The 20,613-nt window shown below is 65.0% G+C and carries 21 protein-coding genes; 15 read left to right on the plus strand and 6 right to left on the minus strand.

Annotated elements, in window-relative coordinates; all coding sequences use genetic code 11:
* Positions 1–2: 2 nt before the first annotated feature.
* The 6 genes from ACN0WF_RS07595 to ACN0WF_RS07620 are packed head-to-tail and all read left to right on the plus strand — an operon-like array spanning position 3 to position 7,161.
* Positions 3–1,472 (plus strand): type II and III secretion system protein family protein, encoded by a 1,470-nt coding sequence (locus tag ACN0WF_RS07595; protein ID WP_417772205.1) that lies wholly within the window; start codon positions 3–5, stop codon positions 1,470–1,472.
* An 11-nt stretch (positions 1,473–1,483) separates the two neighbouring features.
* Positions 1,484–2,260: a CpaD family pilus assembly protein gene (locus tag ACN0WF_RS07600; protein ID WP_417772206.1), complete on the plus strand. Its 777-nt coding sequence runs from the start codon at positions 1,484–1,486 to the stop codon at positions 2,258–2,260.
* 20 nt (positions 2,261–2,280) lie between these two features.
* A complete protein-coding gene (locus tag ACN0WF_RS07605) occupies positions 2,281–3,600 on the plus strand; it encodes an AAA family ATPase (RefSeq protein ID WP_417772207.1) in 1,320 nt (439 codons plus the stop codon).
* A 52-nt stretch (positions 3,601–3,652) separates the two neighbouring features.
* A complete protein-coding gene (locus ACN0WF_RS07610; protein WP_417772208.1) occupies positions 3,653–5,158 on the plus strand; it encodes a CpaF family protein in 1,506 nt (501 codons plus the stop codon).
* The gene (locus ACN0WF_RS07615) at positions 5,151–6,170 is read left to right on the plus strand and encodes a type II secretion system F family protein (protein ID WP_417772209.1); all 1,020 of its coding nucleotides are present in this window, start codon (positions 5,151–5,153) and stop codon (positions 6,168–6,170) included. Before ACN0WF_RS07610 ends, ACN0WF_RS07615 begins: the two co-directional genes overlap by 8 nt.
* A gap of 13 nt (positions 6,171–6,183) precedes the next feature.
* A complete protein-coding gene (locus ACN0WF_RS07620) occupies positions 6,184–7,161 on the plus strand; it encodes a type II secretion system F family protein (RefSeq protein ID WP_417772210.1) in 978 nt (325 codons plus the stop codon).
* Positions 7,162–7,294: 133 nt separating this feature from the next.
* Here the strand turns inward: ACN0WF_RS07620 and ACN0WF_RS07625 are convergent, their stop codons facing one another.
* Positions 7,295–8,122 carry a tetratricopeptide repeat protein gene (locus ACN0WF_RS07625; RefSeq protein WP_417772211.1) on the minus strand — a complete coding sequence of 276 codons (828 nt, stop codon included), beginning with the start codon at positions 8,120–8,122 and terminating at the stop codon, positions 7,295–7,297.
* A gap of 213 nt (positions 8,123–8,335) precedes the next feature.
* Between ACN0WF_RS07625 and ACN0WF_RS07630 the strand changes: the two genes are divergently transcribed.
* The 4 genes from ACN0WF_RS07630 to ACN0WF_RS07645 all read left to right on the plus strand — a co-directional run bounded on the left by ACN0WF_RS07630 (position 8,336) and on the right by ACN0WF_RS07645 (position 11,900).
* Entirely contained in the window at positions 8,336–9,739 is a 1,404-nt protein-coding gene (locus ACN0WF_RS07630) for a leucyl aminopeptidase family protein (RefSeq protein WP_417772212.1), read from the plus strand.
* A gap of 113 nt (positions 9,740–9,852) precedes the next feature.
* Positions 9,853–10,203: a MarR family winged helix-turn-helix transcriptional regulator gene (locus tag ACN0WF_RS07635; protein ID WP_417772213.1), complete on the plus strand. Its 351-nt coding sequence runs from the start codon at positions 9,853–9,855 to the stop codon at positions 10,201–10,203.
* 17 nt (positions 10,204–10,220) lie between these two features.
* Entirely contained in the window at positions 10,221–11,117 is an 897-nt protein-coding gene (locus ACN0WF_RS07640) for a C40 family peptidase (RefSeq protein ID WP_417772214.1), read from the plus strand.
* Between the two features lie 354 nt (positions 11,118–11,471).
* Complete coding sequence (locus ACN0WF_RS07645) at positions 11,472–11,900, plus strand: response regulator (RefSeq protein ID WP_417772215.1); 429 nt, start codon at positions 11,472–11,474, stop codon at positions 11,898–11,900.
* A gap of 20 nt (positions 11,901–11,920) precedes the next feature.
* Here ACN0WF_RS07645 and ACN0WF_RS07650 read toward each other — a convergent pair whose 3' ends face one another.
* Positions 11,921–12,865 (minus strand): 2-hydroxyacid dehydrogenase, encoded by a 945-nt coding sequence (locus ACN0WF_RS07650; RefSeq protein ID WP_417772216.1) that lies wholly within the window; start codon positions 12,863–12,865, stop codon positions 11,921–11,923.
* Positions 12,866–13,045: 180 nt separating this feature from the next.
* On the opposite strand from ACN0WF_RS07650, the gene ACN0WF_RS07655 reads away from it, so the two are divergent.
* Positions 13,046–13,366, plus strand: a complete 321-nt coding sequence (locus tag ACN0WF_RS07655; protein ID WP_417772217.1) for a hypothetical protein — start codon at positions 13,046–13,048, stop codon at positions 13,364–13,366.
* Between the two features lie 36 nt (positions 13,367–13,402).
* Here the strand turns inward: ACN0WF_RS07655 and ACN0WF_RS07660 are convergent, their stop codons facing one another.
* Positions 13,403–14,620 (minus strand): DNA recombination protein RmuC, encoded by a 1,218-nt coding sequence (locus ACN0WF_RS07660; RefSeq protein WP_417772218.1) that lies wholly within the window; start codon positions 14,618–14,620, stop codon positions 13,403–13,405.
* Positions 14,621–14,723: 103 nt separating this feature from the next.
* Here ACN0WF_RS07660 and def point away from each other — a divergent pair, with 103 nt between their 5' ends.
* The 4 genes from def (at position 14,724) to truA (ending at position 17,932) form a co-directional block, all read left to right on the plus strand.
* A complete protein-coding gene (def, locus tag ACN0WF_RS07665) occupies positions 14,724–15,242 on the plus strand; it encodes a peptide deformylase (RefSeq protein WP_417772219.1) in 519 nt (172 codons plus the stop codon).
* A 149-nt stretch (positions 15,243–15,391) separates the two neighbouring features.
* Positions 15,392–16,342: a methionyl-tRNA formyltransferase gene (gene fmt, locus ACN0WF_RS07670; RefSeq protein ID WP_417772220.1), complete on the plus strand. Its 951-nt coding sequence runs from the start codon at positions 15,392–15,394 to the stop codon at positions 16,340–16,342.
* Positions 16,343–16,472: 130 nt separating this feature from the next.
* Positions 16,473–17,000 (plus strand): GNAT family N-acetyltransferase, encoded by a 528-nt coding sequence (locus ACN0WF_RS07675; protein ID WP_417772221.1) that lies wholly within the window; start codon positions 16,473–16,475, stop codon positions 16,998–17,000.
* Positions 17,001–17,110: 110 nt separating this feature from the next.
* Positions 17,111–17,932 (plus strand): tRNA pseudouridine(38-40) synthase TruA, encoded by an 822-nt coding sequence (truA, locus tag ACN0WF_RS07680; protein ID WP_417772222.1) that lies wholly within the window; start codon positions 17,111–17,113, stop codon positions 17,930–17,932.
* 10 nt (positions 17,933–17,942) lie between these two features.
* Here truA and ACN0WF_RS07685 read toward each other — a convergent pair whose 3' ends face one another.
* From ACN0WF_RS07685 to ACN0WF_RS07695, 3 genes are all read right to left on the minus strand, one after another.
* Positions 17,943–18,806 (minus strand): DUF2189 domain-containing protein, encoded by an 864-nt coding sequence (locus tag ACN0WF_RS07685; protein ID WP_417772223.1) that lies wholly within the window; start codon positions 18,804–18,806, stop codon positions 17,943–17,945.
* Positions 18,807–18,917: 111 nt separating this feature from the next.
* Complete coding sequence (gene dapE / locus ACN0WF_RS07690; RefSeq protein WP_417772224.1) at positions 18,918–20,090, minus strand: succinyl-diaminopimelate desuccinylase; 1,173 nt, start codon at positions 20,088–20,090, stop codon at positions 18,918–18,920.
* A gap of 22 nt (positions 20,091–20,112) precedes the next feature.
* The gene (locus tag ACN0WF_RS07695; protein ID WP_417772225.1) at positions 20,113–20,541 is read right to left on the minus strand and encodes a DUF805 domain-containing protein; all 429 of its coding nucleotides are present in this window, start codon (positions 20,539–20,541) and stop codon (positions 20,113–20,115) included.
* Positions 20,542–20,613 lie beyond the last annotated feature (72 nt).

Raw genomic sequence — 20,613 nt, forward strand, 5'->3', positions numbered from 1 at the left:
TGATGTTGGCTCAACGTTTTCAAGGCACTGGCGCACGCTGCGCCCTTGGCCTGGCGCTTGCCATCGGCCTTGCCCTGGGTGGCGGGCTTGGCGGGTCGTCGAGGGCGATGGCTGACGGCTTTCCGAAATCGGTGACGGTCTCCGCTGGAGAGCGGGTCGCCGGACGCCTGCTTCGCGTCGGCCTCGGTCGCTCCGTCGTGATCAACCTCGGCGAGGAGGTGAGCGACGTCATCGTCTCCAGCCCGGCGGTCGCAGACGCGGTCGTGCGCAATTCCCGCCGCGTGTTCATCATGGGCAACAAGGCCGGACAGGCGAGCCTCTTCCTGTTCGGGCGCGCCGGCAACCAGATCGCCAGCTACGACCTTGCCGTCGAGACGGACACCACCGACCTCAACGCCATGATGCGCCGAGCCATTCCCGGCGCCGAGATCCGGGCGGAATCGGTCAACGGCAATATCGTGCTGAGCGGAACGGCCTCCAGTACGGAAATGGCGCAGCGTGCCGCCGATCTTGCGGCGCGCTTCTCGCAGACGTCCGGGGAGGGGGCAAAGCCGGTCCTCAACATGATTTCCGTCAGCGGCTCCGACCAGGTGCACCTGAAGGTGACCGTGGCCGAGGTCGAGCGCTCGATCATCAAGCAGCTCGGCGTCAACCTCGCTGGCAACATCGGCATCGGCAACTACAACGTCGGTTTCAACAATTCTCCCAGCTACACGGTGAACTCGAACGTCGTGAACCGTGCCGCCGGCGGTCTGTTCGACCCGACCAATCCGAACAGCACCTCGGGGTTCATCGCGGGCAGCACCCAGCTCAAGGCCAACATCGAGGCATTGCAGCGCGACGGCGTGATCCGCACGCTTGCCGAGCCGACGCTGACGGCGATTTCCGGCGAGAACGCCAGCTTCCTGGCCGGTGGCGAGTTCCCGATCCCGATTGCCGAGGAAAACAACAAGGTCACCGTGCAGTTCAAGAAGTTCGGCGTCGGTCTGGACTTCACTCCGGTGGTGCTCGGCTCCGGGCGGATCTCGCTTCGCGTGAAGACCGAGGTCAGCGAGATCACCCAGGAAGGCGCTGTCAATATCGGTACTCTGACGATCCCGGCGCTGAAGGTGCGCCGCGCGGAATCGACCGTCGAGTTGCCGTCCGGCGGAACGCTGGTGATGGCCGGCCTGCTCAAGGAAACCTACAAGCAGGACCTCAACGGCGTCCCCGGTCTGATGCAGGTGCCGATCCTCGGCGCGCTGTTCAAGAGCCGCGACTTCCTGCGCCAGGAAACCGAGCTGGTGGTCTTCGTGACGCCCTATACGGTCCGTCCGGTCGCCCGCTCCGAGCTGGTCGCACCCACCAAGAATCTCGCTCCCGCGACGGACGGCGATACCATTTTCCTGAACCGCCTCAACCGCATGTATCGGGTTTCCGGTGCGCGGGGTGAAGGCTCCTATCACGGCCAGGTCGGCTACATCTACGAGTGAGGTACGCAGCCATGCCGCCCCGTCCCGCCATTCGCCGTCCCGCCCCCAAGGGGCAGATGCGGCAGGTCGTCCGCGCCGCTCCGCTGGCGCTCGCCCTTGCCTCGGCACTGCTTGCCGCCGGCTGTCAGACCCAGCGCCCGACGACCGATGTTCTGGCGCTGAACGACTATCGTCTGCGTCACCCGATTGTTGTCGCGGAAGGCACCAAGACGCTCGACCTGCCGATTGGAAGCGGCACTCGAAAGCTGTCGCCGCAACTCGCCGCCGTGGTGTCGAGCTTTGCCGGCGAGGCCCGCTCGCGCGGCGGCGACGCCGTTGAGGTGGTCGTGCCGTCCGGCTCTGGAAACGAGGCGGCCGTCCATGCGGTTCTGCCGCAGATCCGCTCGGCCATCGCCAGGGGGGGCATCTCGTCCAAGCGCATTGTGACCCGCAGCTATCCCGTCTCCGATCCCAATGTTTCCGCCCCGGTCCGCCTTGCCTATTCGGGCATCCAGGCGAGTGCCGGACCGTGCGGACAATGGCCGGACAACATCGCCGGCGGTGGCAATGGCCGTTACCACCAGCCGGAGCTGAACAACACGCAATATTATAATTTCGGCTGTTCCAGCCAGGCGAACCTGGCGGCGATGGTCGAGAATCCGACCGACCTTCTTTATCCGCGCGCCTCCACGCCGGCTGACCAGAACCGCCGTGGCACCGTGTACGAGAAGTACCGCAAGGGCGAGAAGACGTCGTCCGAGTACAAGGAAGGCGTTGGCGCCAAGGTGTCCGACGCGGTGGGCAACTGATCCTCTTGGGAGTTTAAAGGATGAGCAGCCTTTCATATGGAAGCGAACCCCCGGAGGAAGGGGGCATCCGGGAGGAGGTGTCGCACCACACCGCTCCGGAAGTGACCGCGCCGATCGACACGCTCGATCTGAAGGCGGTCCCGCGCATCGCCGTCCAGGCGTTTTGCGAGACCGACGGAGTTGCCCGCGCCATCGAGGATGCGTCGCAGGACCGCCGCATGGCCAAGGCGCATGTGAAGGTTCACCGCGGCGGGATTTCGGCTGCGGTCGATTTCTATGGTTCCGCCCCGACGCCGAACCTGATCCTGATCGAGACCCGTCTGGAGACGGCGCGCCTGCTGCAGGAACTGGAGCGCCTTGCGGAAGTCTGCGATGCGGGCACCAAGGTGATGATCATCGGCCACGTCAATGACGTGCTGCTTTATCGCGAGCTCATTCACCGCGGCATCAGCGACTATCTTGTCGCCCCGGTAAGCCTGTTCCATGTGATCGGTGCGATTGGCGAGCTCTATGCGAACCCGGATACGGATCCGCTTGGCCGCGCGGTTGCCTTTGTTGGTGCCAAGGGCGGCGTTGGAGCCTCGACGGTGGCGCACAATGTTGCCTGGTCGATTGCCCGGCTGTTCGAGAAGGACGTGCTGCTCGCGGATCTCGATCTTGCCTTCGGCACCGCTGGCCTCGACTTCAACCAGGATCCGCTTCAGGGCGTCTACGAAGCCATTTCCACGCCTGAGCGTCTCGACGAGACCATGCTCGACCGGCTCCTGTCCAAATGCGCCGACAAGCTGAGCCTCCTGGCCGCGCCAGCCTCGCTGGAGCGCACATACGATTACGGCGAGACGGGCTTCGACGGACTGGTCGACGTGATGCGCCAGGGTGCGCCCTCTGTGGTTCTTGACGTTCCGCACAGCTGGGCGGGCTGGGTGCGGCGGGTGCTTTCCTCCGCCGACGACGTGGTCATCGTCGCCGAGCCGGACCTCGCCAACCTGCGCAATGCCAAGAACATGATCGATACGCTGCGCCAGCTCCGTCCGAACGACGCTCCTCCCAGGCTGGTTCTCAATCGGGTCGGCGTTCCCAAGCGGCCGGAGATCAAGGCGGCGGAATTCGCCGATGCGCTTGGCGTTGAGGCCGTCGTCGCCATCCCGTTCGAGCCGCAGCTCTTCGGGGTCGCGGCCAACAACGGTCAGATGATCGGCGAGCAGGACGAGCGCCATGCCACCGCGGAAATGTTCGACAGGATCTCGCAGGTGGTGACCGGACGGGGTGAGGTGCAGAGGCGGAAAGGACTGGCGCTCGGTGCGCTGGTCAACCGTTTCCTGAAGAAGGGCGCGGCGTGAGCGTGAGCTTGTGTCGAGAGCGCCCGTATAGACGAACCGAGAGCAGGTAACGATGTTCGGTCGACGTGGGGCAACATCCGGAACGCCGATTTCCAGCCCGAAGGCACCGCCTTCGCCGGCCACGCCGGCTGTTGCGCCGACGCCGCCTCCGGCGGTTTCATCCCAGCCGGCCGCCCCTGTCGCGCCTCCCGTTGCGCCACCGTCTCCGCCGCCCGCCGCCTCCCGTCCGCAGGCCGCGCCTGCGGCGGCGAAGGAGCGTGAGCGCTCACCCGAGTATTATGCGACCAAGGCCTCGATCTTCAATGCGCTGGTCGAGGCAATCGATCTCTCGCTGCTGACGCGACTTTCTGCCGAAGAGGCGCGCGAGGAAATTCGCGATGTCGTCAACGACATTATCGCGCTCAAGAATGTCGTCATGTCGATTTCCGAGCAGGAAGACCTGCTCGAGGACATCTGCAACGATGTGCTCGGATTCGGCCCGCTCGAGCCGCTGCTGGCACGAGACGACATCGCCGACATCATGGTGAATGGCGCCGACACGGTCTACATCGAGACCGAGGGCAGGATGCAGCGAACCGGTGTGCGTTTCCGCGACAACCGGCAGCTCATGAACATCTGCCAGCGCATTGTCAGCCAGGTCGGCCGGCGCGTCGATGAATCGAGCCCGATCTGCGACGCACGCCTCGCCGACGGTTCGCGCGTCAACGTCATCGCGCCGCCACTCGCCATCGACGGCCCGACGCTCACCATTCGTAAGTTCAAGAAGGACAAGCTGACACTGAAGCAGCTTGTCCAGTTCGGCTCTGTCTCCCCGGAGGGCGCGACCGTCCTCGAGATCATCGGCCGCTCCCGTTGCAACATCCTCATTTCCGGCGGCACCGGCTCGGGCAAGACGACGCTGCTCAACTGCCTGACCGCCTATATCGATTCCACTGAGCGGATCATCACCTGCGAGGATGCGGCCGAGCTGCAGCTCCAGCAGCCCCATGTGGTTCGCCTCGAGACCCGCCCGCCCAATCTTGAGGGAGAGGGCGAGGTGACCATGCGCGATCTGGTCAAGAACTGCCTGCGTATGCGGCCCGAACGCATCATCGTCGGCGAGGTGCGCGGCCCGGAGGCCTTCGACCTGTTGCAGGCGATGAACACCGGCCACGACGGATCGATGGGAACGCTGCACGCCAACAGCCCGCGCGAGGCGCTGTCGCGTCTTGAATCGATGATTACCATGGGTGGCTTCTCGCTGCCGTCGAAGACGTTGCGCGAGATGATCGTGTCCTCGATCGACGTCATCGTCCAGGCTCAGCGCCTGCGCGACGGCTCGCGCCGTATCACCCATGTCACTGAAATCGTTGGCATGGAAGGCGATGTTGTCATCACCCAGGACGTGTTCCTCTACGACATCCTCGGCGAGGACGCGAACGGCCGCCTGATTGGCCGTCATCGCTCCACCGGTATCGGCCGGCCGAAATTCTGGGAAAAGGCCCGCTATTTCGGAGAGGAACAGCGCCTTGCGACCGCTCTCGATGCGGCGGAAGTGATGGAGGAGGCGCGTGGTTGACCTCCAGGCTTTCCTGACACCGGAGATGACACGCCTCGCCGCCGCCGTGCTGGCGATGTTCGCGGTCGTCGGCGTCGTCTACGCGGTGTTCCAGCCGCTGATGAGCGGTGGGTCGCGCAGCGACAAGCGATTGAAGACGGTCGCCTCCCGTCCGGCGACGGTTGACGGTGTCCGAAAGATCAAGGATGCGGACAAGCGCCGCAAGTCCGTGCAGGACCAGCTCCGCGAGTTCGAGCTGCGGGAACGAAAGAAGGTGCAGAAGGCGTCGAACCCCTCGCTCGAGGAGCGGTTTGAGCAGGCCGGCCTGTCGTGGAGCAAGCGCACCTTCTATGTTTTCTCGATCGTCAGCGGCGTTGTGCTTCTGCTTGTCGGGCTTTTCATCACCTCCTCGATCCTGTTGCTCGGGTGTCTTGCATTCGTCGGGTTCTTCGGCCTGCCGCGCTATCTCTTGTCGTTTCTCCGCAAGCGCCGGGTCGAGGCCTTCCTGGCAGAACTGCCGAACGCCGTCGATGTGATCGTGCGCGGCACCAAGGCCGGCCTTCCGCTGGCCGAGTGCATCTCGATCGTTGCCCAGGAGGCGCGCGAGCCGATCAAGACCGAGTTCCGCCGTATCATCGAGGCGCAGTCCATGGGCGTCACCCTGTCGGAAGCAGTCGCCAAGCTGCCGCAACGCATGCCTGTGCCGGAGGCGAATTTCTTCGCCATCGTCGTCGCCATCCAGTCGCAGGCGGGCGGATCGATGTCCGAGGCGCTCGGCAACCTTTCCAAGGTGCTGCGCGAGCGCCGCGCGATGAAGGGCAAGATCAAGGCGATGAGCCAGGAGGCCAAGTCCTCCGCCGCCATCATCGGTTCGCTGCCGTTCATCGTCGTCGGCATCCTGTCGCTGACCAGCCCGTCCTACATCATGCTTCTTTTCACCGATCCGGCCGGCAACATGATCCTCGCCTTCAGCGGAGTGTGGATGGTGTCCGGGATGGTGATCATGAAGAAGATGATCAACTTCGACTTCTGAGCGGGAGACGGGCATGAATTTCACAAGTCTACTCTCCCAGCAGAACATCATCATGGGGCTGACCGCACTCGCTGTCGGCGGAACGGTCTTTGCCCTGGTGATGCCGTTGATCGAGGGCGATCGGCTGAAGACGCGGATGAAGACCGTGGCTCTGGAGCGCGACAAGCTGCGCGCCCGCGAGCGCGCACGCCTTGCCAACGAGAAGCAGAACTCGCGTGTTTCGCTGCGAAATCAGCCCAAGAAGCGACTGCAGACCTTTGTCGATCGGCTGAACCTGCGAAACCTGATGTCGGACGAGAAGACCGCGTTCCATCTGGTGCAGGCGGGCTTTCGCGGTCCCCGGCCGCTCTACACCTTCCTGTTCGCCCGGCTGGTGATGCCGGTGATCCTCTTCGTCGTGGCGCTGTTCTACACCTTCGTTGTGCTGCAGCTCGAGCAGCCGCCGATGGTCAAGGTGCTGATCGCCAGCGTCATCGCCTTCATCGGCTACTACGCGCCAGACCTCTACGTGAAGAACAGGATCCAGAACCGGCAGACCTCCATCAACCGAGCCTGGCCCGATGCGCTCGACCTGATGCTGATCTGCGTGGAATCGGGCATGTCGATCGAGGTCGCTTTCCGCAAGGTGGCGGAAGAGATTGGCGTTCAGTCGGTCGCGCTTGCCGAGGAACTGACGCTGACCAATGCCGAGCTGTCCTATCTCGGCGATCGTCGCCTGGCCTACGAGAATCTCTCGAAGCGGACCGGGCTGGAGAACGTCAAGAACGTCTCGCTCGCCCTGATCCAGGCTGAACGCTACGGCACGCCGGTCTCGCAGGCGCTACGTGTCATGGCCGACGAGAGCCGCTCTCAGCGCATGCAGGCGGCGGAGAAGAAGGCGGCCGCCCTGCCGCCGAAATTGACCGTGCCGATGATCGTGTTCTTCCTGCCGGTGCTGCTTGCCGTCATCATCGGACCGGTGATCATCCAGGCGATGGCAACCTTCCGATAGCTGCGGGTCCGCGCCGCCCGTCTGCGGATTGCGGATACGAAAAAGCCCCGGCCGCATCGGCCGGGGCTTTTCGTTTTTCAAATGACGTGCATGAACCAAGCCAGGGGACGCGCAGAGCGGAAAAGCAGCCGGATCAGCCGCCGCTCTTCTTCTTGCCCTTCTTGTCGGCCGCGGAGATTTCCGCCCAGGAGTTGCGCTGGGCCAGCATCGACTTCAGGTAGGCGATGTTCTCGTTGGCCTGACGCGGATCTATTTCCGCGCGGGCGACCGTCTCGGCTTCCTCGAAGCGGCCCTGAAGCCCGATGGCGAGCGCCAGGTTCTGGCGGATGCGGCTGTCGGCCTTGGGGCTGGCGGCCGCGCCGCGCAGCACCTTTTCCGCCTCCTTCACGTCGCCGGACAGGAGGTAGGACATGGCGAGATTGTTCAGCAGGCTCGGCTCGCCCGGGGCAATCTTCAGGGCCTGATTGTAGAGATCGCGGGCTTCCGCGGTGTTGCCCATCTGGTCGTTGATTGCGGCGGCGGCCGACATCAGGCGCCAGTCCGGATTGGTGGGGGTCTGGGCACCGTTGATGACCTGAAGCGCTTCCGGCAGCTTGCCGCCCATCGCCAGCACCTTGCCATAGGCGGCCGCGACATCGCGGTCGGACTGATGCGAGATCACCGCCTTGCGGAGCACGGCCTCCGCCTGCTCGACCTGGCCGTTTCGGCGAAGTGCCGCGGCGTAGTTGAGGATGTTGTCGCGGTTGGCCGGGTCCCGCTCGTAAGCCTGCCCCCAGTAGCCAACCGCCTGGCGGGCGGCATCGGACCCGGGTGTCACATAGCCCTGTGTGGCACTGGCATGGGTGCCGATGCTGCGCTTCGACGAGGCGCAACCGCTGACCGCCAGCATTGCCGCCAGCGACACCGCGAGGGTGAGACGCAGCGCGACCGGACGGGAGGTGGAGCGACGTGTGGCGGCCATGAAAGGGGCTCCTCGAAGCGCCTGTGGGATTCGCAAATTGCTTGCATCAAGCAATAGGGCGTTAACCCTAATGCTTCGTTAAATCGTCGGCGGAGGAACCGCCGCGACCGCCCAGGTGGGTCGGCGATGCGCGTTCCGGAGGTTTGCCGTCTTTCGGTGAACGTGGTTTAAGCTATGGCAAATCCGTCCCGTTTTCTTCGGAAGGAGCCTCCCTTGCTCACCTCGCTTCTCGCCCATGATGTTTCGGCATCCACCGTCACCGTCTGTCTTGTCGACAAGGACAGGGCAGCGAGCCGGCTTGCGGACCTTGGCCCGGCTGCCGTGCGTTTCGCCGAGGCGAGTGGCTTCGACGGGGGGGCGGGCCAATTGCTGGCCGTTCCCGCGCCGGATGGATCGTTCAAGGCGGTGCTCTACGGCGTCGCCTCGCCGGGAAGGCCGGGGTTTGCGGCAGGTGACCTGCCGAAGAAACTCGCGCCTGGCGACTATCGTCTCGATCTCGGTGATGGCGGAGCGGCGGGAGCCGAGGATGAGGCCGCACTGGCCTTCGCGCTCGGGGCCTACCGCTTCGAGCGCTACAGCAAGCCTTCCGACAAGCCGCGGCCACGCCTGATGGTTGGCGCCGGGGTCGACCTGGAGGCAATCGGAGTGATCCTTTCCGGCGTGCAGATCGCCCGCGATCTCATCAACACGCCGGCCAACGACCTTGGGCCGGCCGAACTGGCGGACGCGATGCTCGCGCTCTTTTCCCGCAACGGCGGCCAGGGCAACGTCATCGAGGGCGATGCTCTGCTGTCAGCGAATTTTCCCATGGTTCACGCCGTCGGCCGCGCCAGCGCGCGCGCTCCGAGACTGGTCGACGCCACCTGGGGAGAGATGGCGCATCCCAAGGTCACTCTCGTTGGCAAGGGCGTCGTGTTCGACACCGGCGGCCTCGACATCAAGCCGGCAAGCGGCATGGCGCTGATGAAGAAGGATATGGGTGGGGCCGCCAACGTGCTCGGCCTTGCCGCGATGATCATGGAGGCGCGCCTTCCGGTTCGCCTGCGCGTCATCGTTCCCGCGGTGGAGAATGCGATTTCCGGCGATGCCTTCCGTCCGGGCGATGTGCTGGCAAGCCGCAAGGGCCTGAGCGTCGAGATCGGGAACACCGACGCGGAAGGCCGGCTGGTGCTCGCAGACGCACTGGCGCTTGCCGATGAGGAGGAACCGGAGCTACTGATCGACATGGCGACGCTGACGGGTGCGGCCCGTGTCGCGCTCGGCCCCGAACTGCCGCCGCTCTACACCGATGACGATGCCTTCGCCGATGACCTTGCAGCAAGCGCCGAGGCGGTGAACGATCCGCTCTGGCGCCTGCCATTGTGGCGTCCCTACGAGAGCTATCTCGACAGCCGTATCGCGGACATCAACCACATCAACACGAGTGGCGCTGGTTTTGCTGGCTCCATCACGGCAGCCCTGTTCCTGTCGCGGTTTGTCGGGAAGGCGAAGACCTGGGCGCATCTCGACATCTATGGCTGGAACCCGTCCGATCGGCCGGGACGCCCGGCCGGCGGAGAGGCTCAGACGGTGCGGGCCCTGTTCGCCTGTCTGAAGGACCGCTACCCGCCTGCGTAAGGAAGCGGATCTGTCGCCTCGCGTATAACGGATCCGAAACGATATCGCCCTAGAGTGCCCTCATCCGAGGTCCTGGGCACGCGGTCCGGGTGAAGAGCGAAGGTTTCGAAGGGATGGGGATCGAGATCCGGCCGGCACAGGCGCTCCGGCTCTGGCACGACGTCACCATGTCCCTGGTCACCGACGGCGACCAGGACCTGACATCTCGCCAGATGGCGATCCTGCTGACGGTCTATCTGGAGCCGCCGCCGCACACGGTGCGCGGCCTGGCCGCGCGGCTCGATGTCACCAAGCCGGTGATCACCCGCGCGCTCGACACGCTGGGGGCGATGAAGCTTCTCTCGCGTCGCCGCGACGAGGCGGACCGCCGCAATGTCGTCGTGACGCGCACGGTTGCCGGTGCGCTTTACCTGGAGCGGATCGGCGATACGATCACCGAAAAGGCGGCCGCGATCACGCGCTAGGCCGTGTGGAGAATGACATGGCCGCTTCCTCTTCCATTCCTGCCTCGTCCCTCGACAGGCGCCGCCATCCCGTGCGCGCCGATCTCGCCGCTGCAAGCTACGCTGGAAGTGTGTCGGCCAGGCAGTTCGTCGAGGGACGCGCGATGCGGATTTCCGCCGACTTCGCCGACATTCGCCCGGTTGCCGATCAGGCGCGACCGATCGACACCCAGGCGCTTTTCGGGGAGACTTTCACCGTCTACGAGATCCGCGATGACGGCTGGGCCTGGGGGCAGCTCGAGACCGACGGATACGTCGGATATCTGCCGGCAGAGGCGGTGTCGGAAGCGGGTGCTCCGGCCACGCATCGGGTGGCCGTGCCGCGCAGCTATCGCTATCCCGGGGCGGAACTGAAGCTGCCGCCGGTCGGCCTTCTGTCGCTCGGCGCCCGTGTTCGTGTCACGGGGAACGCAACGACGCGCGGCCTCGACTATGCCGTTCTCGAGGATGGCTCGGCCATGGTGGCCCGTCATCTGGAGCGGCTCGACCATATCGCTGGGGACTGGGTTGCGGTTGCCGAAAGTTTGTTGGGAACGCCCTATCTCTGGGGAGGTCGGACCTCGCTTGGCCTCGATTGCTCGGCTCTTGTCCAGCTTGCCGCCCAGCAGGCGGGGATCGCCCTGCCGAGGGACAGCGACATGCTGGAAGTCGAGGCGGGCGTCGCCCTTGAGCCGGGCGATGGCGTTCCGTCCGATCTGCGCCGGGGCGATCTGCTGTTCTGGAAGGGGCACGTCGGTATCATCTGCGACCCGGCCACACTGCTTCACGCCAACGGGTTCACGATGACCGTCGCGCGTGAGCCGGTGGAGACAGCGCTCGCCCGTATTGCACGCAGCGAGTGGGGACGCCTGACCGGCTGGAGGCGCTTCGCCTGACGTCGTGGTCGCCGTGATTGTCTATTTTTTTGGGAAGCGAAATAAAACGCTCGAAAAAACTCCCGCTGCGAAATTTATAAATTGAATAAGTATTCATTCTTGTTGTTTGTTTTATGCTCCAAGTCGTCACCAGATATGCACGAATTGCATTTGTAGTTACATATTGATGGGGATAGTTTCCGCGCAAATTCGACGCACGTATCTTCGCGTGCCAGTCGGCTTGCGCGGTCGGTCTCCGGTGGCTCCTGCCTCATCCCGTCCGCTGCCCTCTTGCATTTCCGGACCCCGATACCCGCTTCCTGCCTTTGGCACGACGGGATATTTGGCGTTCCAGCCTCGGACGGACAGCTCTGAATGCTGCATGCGATACCCCATGCCGTTTTCCTTCATGTGGAGGACAACACGGACGACGCGCGTCTGTTTCGCGAAACGCTTGAAGCCCTGACCGGGAATGTGCGCATCCGCAGGGTGAGCCTGGCGGAAACGGCGCTTGATCTGCTGGCGGATACAGATGAGGCGGATGGTCCGCCGTTCGATTGCGTGGTGACCGCGGTTCGCCTTCCGGGGCTGAATGGCGGAGACCTGGCACGACGGCTGCGTCAGCGGTTCGATGCCGCATCGCTTCCGATCATCGGACTGACGCGCGATGCGCCGGTAAACGAAGCCAGTGCCGGTTGGTTCGATGCGCTCTTCCAGAAGCCGGATACGTCGCGGGGCCTGCGCCCCGTCGTCCAGGCGATTGTAGATCTCTGGTTCACCAAGGCCCGCCGCTACCATTGCTGAGCAGCGGAGCGTCGCTGCTCCTAGTAGCCGACCGTCCGGTCAACCACATTCTCGAGCTTCTCGCCGCGCTCATGCGCGGCAATCTGCGCGGCGATATAGTCCGAGATCGTCTCCGGATCGCTGTCGGCCGCCACATGCGGTGTCACCACGACATTCTCAAGTCCCCACAACGGGCTGTCCGGCGACAGCGGCTCGGTCTCGAACACGTCAAGGCTTGCCCCCGTGAGCGTGCCGTCCGTCAGCGCGCGCACCAGGTCCGCCTCGACCTGGCTGCCGCCGCGGCCGGCGTTGATGAAGACCGGACCGCCGAGCGCCCCGTCGCGAGCGAGTTTCGACAGCAGGGCGTGATCGATGAGGTGCCGGGTGTCTGGTGTCAGCGGCAACAGGTTCACCAGAATGTCGGTTCGTCCGAGGAAGGTATCGAGTTCGTCGGATCCCGCGAAACAGGCAATCCCGTCGAGTGTCTTGCGGCTGCGCGCCCAGCCGGCGACCTCGAAGCCGAGCGTCGCGAGCACGCGCGCCGCATCCGTCCCCAGAACGCCAAGACCGAGGATGCCCACCCGCACGCGCCGTGCAGCAGGCTGGTCCAGGCTCTTCCAGAGCCGTGCCTTCTGCTGGGCGAGATAGGTCAGTTGCTGGCGATGATGGAGCAACACCTGCAGCGCCACCCATTCGCTCATGCGAGCCGTCAGATCGGGATCCACCACTCGCACGAGCGGCGCTGCGGGTAGATCCGGCTGCGCGAGCAGATGGTCGACGCCGGCTCCCAGCGAGAAGATCACTTCCAGATTGGGGCAGCGCGCCAGCAAGCCCGCTTCCGGCTTCCAGGCGAGTGCATAGCGGATTTCCGACAGGTCCCCAAGGTCATCGGGATAGCTGCGCACCGTATGGCCTGGCAGCCGCGACGACAGCCTCTCGACCCAGGGCAGGGAATTCCATCCGGCGACGGCGATCAGGAGGGACATCGGGCAGCTCCGCTTGGGTGGGATCTCCCTCTTAACCGCTTGCGCCAGCGCAAGCAAAGGGGAGGGAGGCGGCGATTGAGTTGCTTTTAAATAAAAATGCAATTTATGGTGTGTGTCGACCTGTCAGCTTTCTGGCCGCGGCCGATAGCAAATCGGGTGTTTTCCAAAAAGGAGGTTGTCATGGGTGTTGGAGATCTGGAGAAGGTCAAGGCATGGGTGGATACCATGCCTCCGAGGCCGGGCAGGCTCGTCGTCATTGGTCGGGTCGTCGCGCCGACGCCCTGTCACGAGGCGAAAGCCGTGCTTGATGCGATCGAGAAATCGAACCCGCCTGTCTATGTGGTGAAGGTGACCGTGCATCCGCTTCCGGGGCGATGCCTGCAGGTGCTGCATGCCATCGACTTTCGCTTCGTCCTCGAGAACTATGCCGATGACGCGCGGCAGGTCAGGGTGATCTCGGAAAAGGACAGCCTGCTTGTCGATATCGAAGAGGTGAGCTGATCCGGGCCTGTCGTCGAGGCGACGGCGGGGCCGACGTCAGCCCTGATGCCCCGGGTGGTCGCGGAGCGGCGGAAGACCGGACCCGTTCGGGCGCAGCCCGGTGTCGGGGCTGGAGGCGACAGGTGCTGCCTCCGGTGCCAGATCCAGCTCGCCGATGCCACGACCGCGTTTGGTGATCTTTTCGCTGGAAATCAGGATTTGCTCGATATCCCGTTCCGCCTGGCCGAAATGAGACTGGAGCTTGCGAACGCGCTCGTCGAGGCGCGTCACGTCCTGCACCAGATGGCCGACCTCCGCCTGGATGCGGTGGGCCTCCTCGCGCATCCGCGCGTCGCGCAGCACCGACTGGATCACCTGGATGGAGAGCAGCAGCAGGGACGGGGAGACGATCACCACCCGCAGGCGATGCGCCCGCTGGACAAGATCGTCGAACTGCTCATGGATCTCGGCAAAGACGCTCTCCGAGGGAACGAACATGAAAGCTGTGTCGAGCGTCTCACCCGGCACGAGATAGCGTTCGCGGATATCTGACAGGTGCTTGCCGATGTCGCGCCGGAACCGGGCCTGGGCCTGTTTCGTCGCCTCGGCATCGCGCGCATCCTTCAGCGCGGTATAGGCCTCCAACGGGAACTTTGCATCGACGGCGAGCGAGGGTGAGCCATTGGGCAGATGGATCAGGCAGTCGGGGCGCACGCCCGTCGAGAGCGTTGCCTGAAAGGTGAAGGCGGCTGGTGGCAGCGCATCCTGGATCAGTGCCTCCATCCGGCCCTGACCGAAAGCGCCACGCGTCTGCTTGTTGGCCAGGATAGACTGCAGCTCGCCGACCTGCCCGGACAAGGAGCTGATCGTCGCCTGCGCCCGGTCGATCACGGCGAGGCGTTCGTGCAGGTGTCTCAGTCCCTCATGGGTGCGCCGGGTTGTCTCCGCCATGGACTGGCCGAGCTTGTGGCTCATGCCGTCGAGCCGGTCGTTGACGGCGCGCATCAGGTCGCCCTGCCGCGAGCCGAAAACCTCCGCCATGGTCTGCATCCGTCCGGTCATTTCGGACTGGGCCTTCACCATGGCTGCAAGCTTTTCCTCAAGTTCATGCGCGCGATCTTCCGCCCGCCACTCGGCCTGGCGCCTGACGCCGGCCTGCCGCAGCAGGGTCACGACCACGACCGCGAGCAACACCAGCGCGCCAATGGCAGCACAGGCAATGGCCTCGGCCATGGTCACGGGACGGTTGCCGATCGAGAACAGAATCGCTGTCATGGAAACAAATATAGAACATCCCTCGAAACGAGGGAACGTGCGGCGCACGGTTTCCGTGGCCGCACGCGTTGACGCACGGCCGGACTTCCCATATTTCAGCGGCATGACGAAACGCGACATCCTCATCCTCCCCGACGCCAAGCTTAGGCTGGTCAGCGAACCCGTCGCCAAGGTCGACGATGCGATCCGCCAGCTGGCAGACGACATGCTCGAGACCATGTACGACGCGCCGGGGATCGGCCTTGCGGCGATCCAGATTGGCGTGCCCAGGCGCATGCTGGTGCTCGACGTGGCGCGCGAGGGCGAGGAGGCGGAGCCGATGGTGGTGATCAACCCTCAGGTGATCTGGGAATCGCCTGAGCGCTCGATCTACCAGGAAGGCTGCCTCTCCATTCCCGAATACTACGAGGATGTGGAACGGCCCGAAAAGATCGCGCTGAAATTTCTCGACCGCGAGGGCGTCGAGCGCGAGATCGAGGCCGACGGTCTTCTCGCCACCTGCCTCCAGCACGAGATCGATCACCTGGATGGCGTGCTGTTCATCGACCATATCTCCAAGCTGAAGCGCGAGCGGGTCGTGAAGAAGTTCCAGAAACAGGCGCGGCTGACCGACAAGGCCTGAGTGCTGCGGGCATTTCCGTAGCGATAAGGGCCGGCTGCGGCCGAGAGCGCCCGGGCGATGATGGACCCGGGGCCTGCGTGGGTGCCGCCCTTCTGCCACCCGTCCACATGTATCCCCGCCTGGGGGCGCAAAGAACAAGGGAAACGGGCATGAGCCTTCGCGTCGTCTTCATGGGCACTCCGGATTTCTCCGTGCCGACGCTCATGGAAATCGTCGGCCAGGGCCATGACGTGGTCGCCTGCTACACCCAGCCGCCGCGCAAGGCTGGACGCGGCATGGAGGAGCGGCGTTCGCCGGTGCATCAGGCCGCCGAAACGCTCGGCATCGAGGTGCGTGCGCCCGTCTCCTTCAAGGGGGAAGAAGAGCGCGCGGCTTTTGCCGCGCTCGAGCCGGATGTCGCCGTCGTCGTCGCCTATGGCCTCATCCTGCCGCGCGCGGTGCTCGATGTTCCTGTTTACGGTTGCCTCAACCTGCATGCGTCGTTGCTGCCCCGCTGGCGCGGGGCAGCCCCGATCAACCGGGCGATCATGGCCGGCGACAGGGAAACGGGCGTCGAGGTCATGCGCATGGAGGCGGGACTCGACACCGGCCCGGTCTATATGGCCGAGAAGGTTGCCATCGGCGAGACCATGACCGCAGGAGAACTGCACGACCGCCTGTCCGCGCTTGGCGGCGACTTGATGACGCGTGCGCTCGCCGCCCTGCCGCGCGGTGGCCTCGTCGCCACGCCGCAGGCGGAAGAGGGTGTCACCTATGCCCGCAAGCTCGAGAAGTCCGAAACCCGGATCGATTGGAGCCGACCGGCGCAGGACGTGCACGACCATATCCGGGGGCTTTCGCCCTTTCCAGGCGCTTGGTGCGAGATCGAGCTTGGCGGTCGCACGGAGCGGGTGAAGGTGCTGCGCTCGGCGCTTGCAGACGCCGGAGGCAGTGCGGCACCGGGAGACGTCGTTGCGGCGGACACGGAGGCGGGACTCGTCGTGGCTTGCGGGGGCGAAGCCGTGAGGCTGCTGCAGCTCCAGCGGGCCGGGCGCAAGCCGATGGCTGCGGCTGAGTTCCTGCGCGGCGCGCAGATCGCCACCGGCGACCGGCTTTCCTGACAGGCGACGGCGGCGTCATTGCACAATCGCCAAGCCGTCGGCGCCTGCTATAGGATGCAGCCTGTCAGGCACGCACGCCTGATGTCCCACCCTGCCCGCAGTAGCCGCAAGCCAACCGGAACCCGTGACCATGACCCATCCATCTCTTGCTCCGACGCTCAGAACGGCCTCTTCCGCGGACGCGGAAGCGATCTCCACCCTGCTCGGCGCGGCGTTCGGTCAGGACGCCGAAGCCCGGCTCGTTCACGAGCTGCGGGCCTGCGGTGCGTTCCTGCATGAACGGGTGGCGGTCGGGCCGGACGGTCGTGTCGTCGGCTATGTCGCCTTTTCGCGGGTCACGGGAGCGGGACCGGCGCATCGCCTGACCATCGCCTGTCTGGCGCCGGTTGCCGTCACGCCCGACCTTCAGCGCTCGGGCATCGGTTCGGCGCTGGTGCGCGACGGGCTCGAGACATTGCGTGGGGAAGGCGTCGATCTCGTTCTGGTGCTCGGTCCGCCGGCCTATTATCCGCGTTTCGGGTTCGACTCGGAGCTTGCGCGCAAGGTATCCGCGCCGTATGCGGGGGCTGCCTTCCAGGCGCTGGCGCTTACCGAGGCCGCCCGTGCGGCACTTCCCATCGAGGTGAGTTTCGCCACCCCGTTTGAGGCGTTCGATTGAAGTCGGCAGGCTCGGGCACTACCGCCGGGCGGGGGCGCCAATGCGGCAACCGGAACGGAACGGCCGACCCGCGTGACCCCGCCAGATGATTGTCCTGAACCGGTGATGACATGCCGCGCTACAAGCTGACGCTCGACTACGATGGCCGCCCGTTCGTTGGTTGGCAGAGACAGGCGAACGGCCCGTCCGTGCAGGCCGTGATCGAGCGGGCCGTGAAGGCCTTTTCCGGCGAGACGGTCACCATTGGCGGCGCGGGACGAACCGACGCGGGCGTCCATGCGACGGGACAGGTCGCCCATCTCGATCTCGAGAAGGACTGGCCTGAGGCAACCGTTCTCGGTGCCCTCAATTTCCATTGTCTGCCCGACCCGGTCGCGGTTCTCGCCTGCGAGAAGATGCATGAGGGGTTCGATGCGCGGTTTTCCGCGATCCGCCGGCACTATCGGTTTCGGATCGTCAACCGCGTTGCGCCGCTCACCCATGACCTCGGCCTTGCCTGGCACGTCAAGAAGCCGCTCGACGCGGAGGCGATGCACGCGGCCGCGCAGGTCTTCGTCGGGCACCACGACTTCACCACCTTTCGCCATTCTCGGTGTCAGGCGAAAAGCCCGTGGAAGACACTGGAGACCTTCTGCGTGCGTCGTTCGGGCGAGACGGTGATCGCCGAGTGCGCGTCGCGCTCCTTCCTGCACAACCAGGTGCGCTCGATGGTCGGCACCCTTCGCCTCGTCGGCGAAGGGCGCTGGGGAGCGGACGATGTGGCCAGGGCGCTCGCCGCGCGCGACCGCGAGGCTTGCGGTCCGGTCTCCCCGCCCGACGGGCTTTATCTGACCCGCGTCGACTACCGTCCGGCCGGGGAGGACATCGCTTCGCGGGCCGCCTATCTGGCCGAGGCCGGACAGGAAGAAGAGGCGCAAGACGCGAGCCGGTGATCCATGTCGCTCACGCCGGCTCCGTCCCCGCATCGGCTTCTGTGTCTGCAACGGGGTCGGCCGGCGGCACCAGCGCGCGGTAGAGGTGCCACGTCGTGTGGCCGAGGATCGGCAGCGCGATCAGCAGTCCGGCGAAGAACGGCAGCATTGACACGATCAGCGTCACGGTCACGACGAGCGCCCAGCCGATCATTGGCACGGGGCTTGTCACCACCGCGCGCACGCTGGTGATCATTGCGGTGATGAAGTCGATGTCCCGGTCGAGCAGCATCGGGAAGGAGACGACGGTGAGCGAGAAAAGCACCACCGACAACACCGCCCCGACCACATGGCCGATGATCAGGAAGAGGAGGCCCTCGGGCGTCGTCAGCACCACCTCGACAAACTCGCCGAAGCTCGCGAAGGACTGGAAGCCCAGGAACAGGGCAAGCAGCAGGCGGACCTGATACATCCACATGATCTGGATGAAGAGCACGACGAAGGCCATCCATCCGAGTTCGCGGCTGCGCTGCTCCCAGATCACGCCGAGCACGCCCGGCCATGAAAGCGGGGTTCCCGCCTCGATCCGGCGGCTCACCTCGTAGAGCCCGACGGCGATGAACGGTCCGATCAGGCTGAAGCCGGCGGCGAGGGGATAGCTCAGGTAGCTCATGTGAAACGCCGAGGCGGTCAGCAGAACCAGGTTGCCGCCGAGGGCGAAAACCGCTCCGAAGAACAGGCCGTAGAACGGCGCGCTGCGGAAGTCGCGCATCCCCGCGCCGAGCGCGTCGACGATGACGTTGATGGTGATCGGGTTGACCCGCGTCGGATCGATCCGGCGCGGACTGTCGGCAAGCGGCTCCCCAACCGCTTCCGGTGGTGTCGTCGTGCTCATATGGCTCCTCCCTGGCACGTCTGTTCACATCAGTGAAGCAAGAAGCGCGCGCGGCGTCACCTTAGAAAAGCTACGCAATTCCCTGAAGATGAGCGCCGCCGGGGAAAAGCCTCAGCGGGAGGCGAAATAGCTGTCGAGGAAGCGCCTGTAGATCGCGGCCAGCCGGTCGAGGTCCGACACCGGCACATGCTCGTCGACCTTGTGCATCGTCTGTCCGACAAGGCCGAACTCCACCACCGGACAGTAGTTCTTGATGAAGCGGGCATCGGAGGTGCCCCCGCCGGTAGAGAGTTCCGGCCGCAGTCCGGTCTCCGCCTCGACCGCATCGGAAAGGGCGTCGATCAGCCCGCTGTCGTGCGTGAGGAAGCTGTCGCTGGAATCGCGCGCGAACTCCAGCGTCCAGTCGCAGGAAAGGTCGTTGAGGCCGGCAAGCTCTGCCTCGAGGTGGGCCTTGAGGCTGTCGACCGTCCAGTGATCGTTGAAGCGGACATTGAATTTCGCCTGCGCCTGGCGCGGGATCACATTGGTCGCCGTATTGCCCACGTCGATGGTGGTGATCTCGAGATTGGACGGCTGGAAGCGCTCGTTGCCCGTGTCGAGGACCAGCCGGTCCAGCGCGGTAGAGAGCTTCAGCAGATCGGCGATCGGGTTCTTGGCCAGATGCGGATAGGCGACGTGCCCCTGTACGCCGGTGACCGTGACGACGCCCGACAGCGAGCCGCGCCGGCCAACCTTGATGGCATCGCCGAGCCTGTCCGGGTTGGTCGGCTCTCCGACGATGCAGGCATCGAAGCGGTGGCCGGCCGCTTGGGCCCAGTCCAGGAGCTTGACCGTGCCGTTGACCGCCGGTCCTTCCTCGTCGCCAGTGATCAGGAAGGAGATCCGGCCTCCGAAGCCGGGGCCTCGGTCGGCGAGAAAGCCGAGCGCAGCACCGGCAAAGGCGGCGATGCCGCCCTTCATGTCGACCGCGCCGCGTCCGTAGAGTGTGCCGTTCTCGATCGTTCCGGCGAACGGGTCGTGCTGCCAGGCGGCAGCGTCACCGGCCGGGACGACATCCGTATGGCCGGCGAAGACGAAATGCGCTCCCCCGGTACCGACGGTCGCGAAAAGGTTCTCCACGTCCGGCGTATCCTCGTCGCTGAACGTGACCCGGTCGACCGTGAAGCCGGCCGCGCCGAGGCGGTCCTCGAGATAGGCGAGCGCGCCGCCCTCATCGGGTGTCACGGAAGGGCAGCGCAGGAGATCGCGGGCGATTTCCGCGGCGGAGGAGAGCTTGTCGGTCATGGCGAGGGTCTGTTTCTGGAGGTTACTTTGGCCGTTGCCAGCGGCTGTTGGGGCCGGGGCCATAGGCATTGGGGCCCCGGTCGCCCGGCAGGAAACCGAGCGCGAAGAGCAGCAGGACATTGAGCAGCGGCACGAAGACGAGAATGGCGAGCAGCCCCGTGAGGCCCTTGTCCTGAAGCCGCTTGATCACGAGCGCCAGTTCCACCCACTGGAAGGCGAAGAGCATGATCGGCATGGACGGATGGTTGCGGATGATGTTCGCCAGAGCCAGTTCCATCGCCTCCGGCGAGGAGATGTCGGCGCCCGACAGCCAGATCGTCATGGGAATGGCGAAAACGCACCACAGGAAACCGAGCGCCAGCCAGTAGGGCTCACGGGAGACGCGGCCGATGGGATTGAAGAACAGCCAGAGAAATCCCAGGGGGCCGGGGTGTGGGCGGGGCGCGGACATCGGAACCTTGTGCGGGAGGGAACCTGCCCCCCGACTTAGGCCGCTGCGCGTCGACAATCAAGGAGTTGCACC

Origin of the sequence: Stappia sp. (assembly GCF_048268045.1) — a bacterium.
GTDB lineage: Bacteria > Pseudomonadota > Alphaproteobacteria > Rhizobiales > Stappiaceae > Stappia.

Excerpts from the sequence above, each read along its gene's own strand:
- ACN0WF_RS07685 (WP_417772223.1), bottom strand. The coding sequence starts at position 18,806 with ATGAGCACGACGACACCACCGGAAGCGGTTGGGGAGCCGCTTGCCGAC.
- ACN0WF_RS07620 (WP_417772210.1), top strand. The coding sequence starts at position 6,184 with ATGAATTTCACAAGTCTACTCTCCCAGCAGAACATCATCATGGGGCTG.
- ACN0WF_RS07695 (WP_417772225.1), bottom strand. The coding sequence starts at position 20,541 with ATGTCCGCGCCCCGCCCACACCCCGGCCCCCTGGGATTTCTCTGGCTG.
- ACN0WF_RS07600 (WP_417772206.1), top strand. The coding sequence starts at position 1,484 with ATGCCGCCCCGTCCCGCCATTCGCCGTCCCGCCCCCAAGGGGCAGATG.
- fmt (WP_417772220.1), top strand. The coding sequence starts at position 15,392 with ATGAGCCTTCGCGTCGTCTTCATGGGCACTCCGGATTTCTCCGTGCCG.
- def (WP_417772219.1), top strand. The coding sequence starts at position 14,724 with ATGACGAAACGCGACATCCTCATCCTCCCCGACGCCAAGCTTAGGCTG.
- ACN0WF_RS07675 (WP_417772221.1), top strand. The coding sequence starts at position 16,473 with ATGACCCATCCATCTCTTGCTCCGACGCTCAGAACGGCCTCTTCCGCG.
- ACN0WF_RS07660 (WP_417772218.1), bottom strand. The coding sequence starts at position 14,620 with ATGACAGCGATTCTGTTCTCGATCGGCAACCGTCCCGTGACCATGGCC.
- ACN0WF_RS07645 (WP_417772215.1), top strand. The coding sequence starts at position 11,472 with ATGCTGCATGCGATACCCCATGCCGTTTTCCTTCATGTGGAGGACAAC.
- ACN0WF_RS07655 (WP_417772217.1), top strand. The coding sequence starts at position 13,046 with ATGGGTGTTGGAGATCTGGAGAAGGTCAAGGCATGGGTGGATACCATG.
- truA (WP_417772222.1), top strand. The coding sequence starts at position 17,111 with ATGCCGCGCTACAAGCTGACGCTCGACTACGATGGCCGCCCGTTCGTT.
- ACN0WF_RS07625 (WP_417772211.1), bottom strand. The coding sequence starts at position 8,122 with ATGGCCGCCACACGTCGCTCCACCTCCCGTCCGGTCGCGCTGCGTCTC.
- ACN0WF_RS07605 (WP_417772207.1), top strand. The coding sequence starts at position 2,281 with ATGAGCAGCCTTTCATATGGAAGCGAACCCCCGGAGGAAGGGGGCATC.
- ACN0WF_RS07640 (WP_417772214.1), top strand. The coding sequence starts at position 10,221 with ATGGCCGCTTCCTCTTCCATTCCTGCCTCGTCCCTCGACAGGCGCCGC.
- ACN0WF_RS07635 (WP_417772213.1), top strand. The coding sequence starts at position 9,853 with ATGGGGATCGAGATCCGGCCGGCACAGGCGCTCCGGCTCTGGCACGAC.
- ACN0WF_RS07595 (WP_417772205.1), top strand. The coding sequence starts at position 3 with ATGTTGGCTCAACGTTTTCAAGGCACTGGCGCACGCTGCGCCCTTGGC.
- ACN0WF_RS07610 (WP_417772208.1), top strand. The coding sequence starts at position 3,653 with ATGTTCGGTCGACGTGGGGCAACATCCGGAACGCCGATTTCCAGCCCG.
- ACN0WF_RS07650 (WP_417772216.1), bottom strand. The coding sequence starts at position 12,865 with ATGTCCCTCCTGATCGCCGTCGCCGGATGGAATTCCCTGCCCTGGGTC.
- dapE (WP_417772224.1), bottom strand. The coding sequence starts at position 20,090 with ATGACCGACAAGCTCTCCTCCGCCGCGGAAATCGCCCGCGATCTCCTG.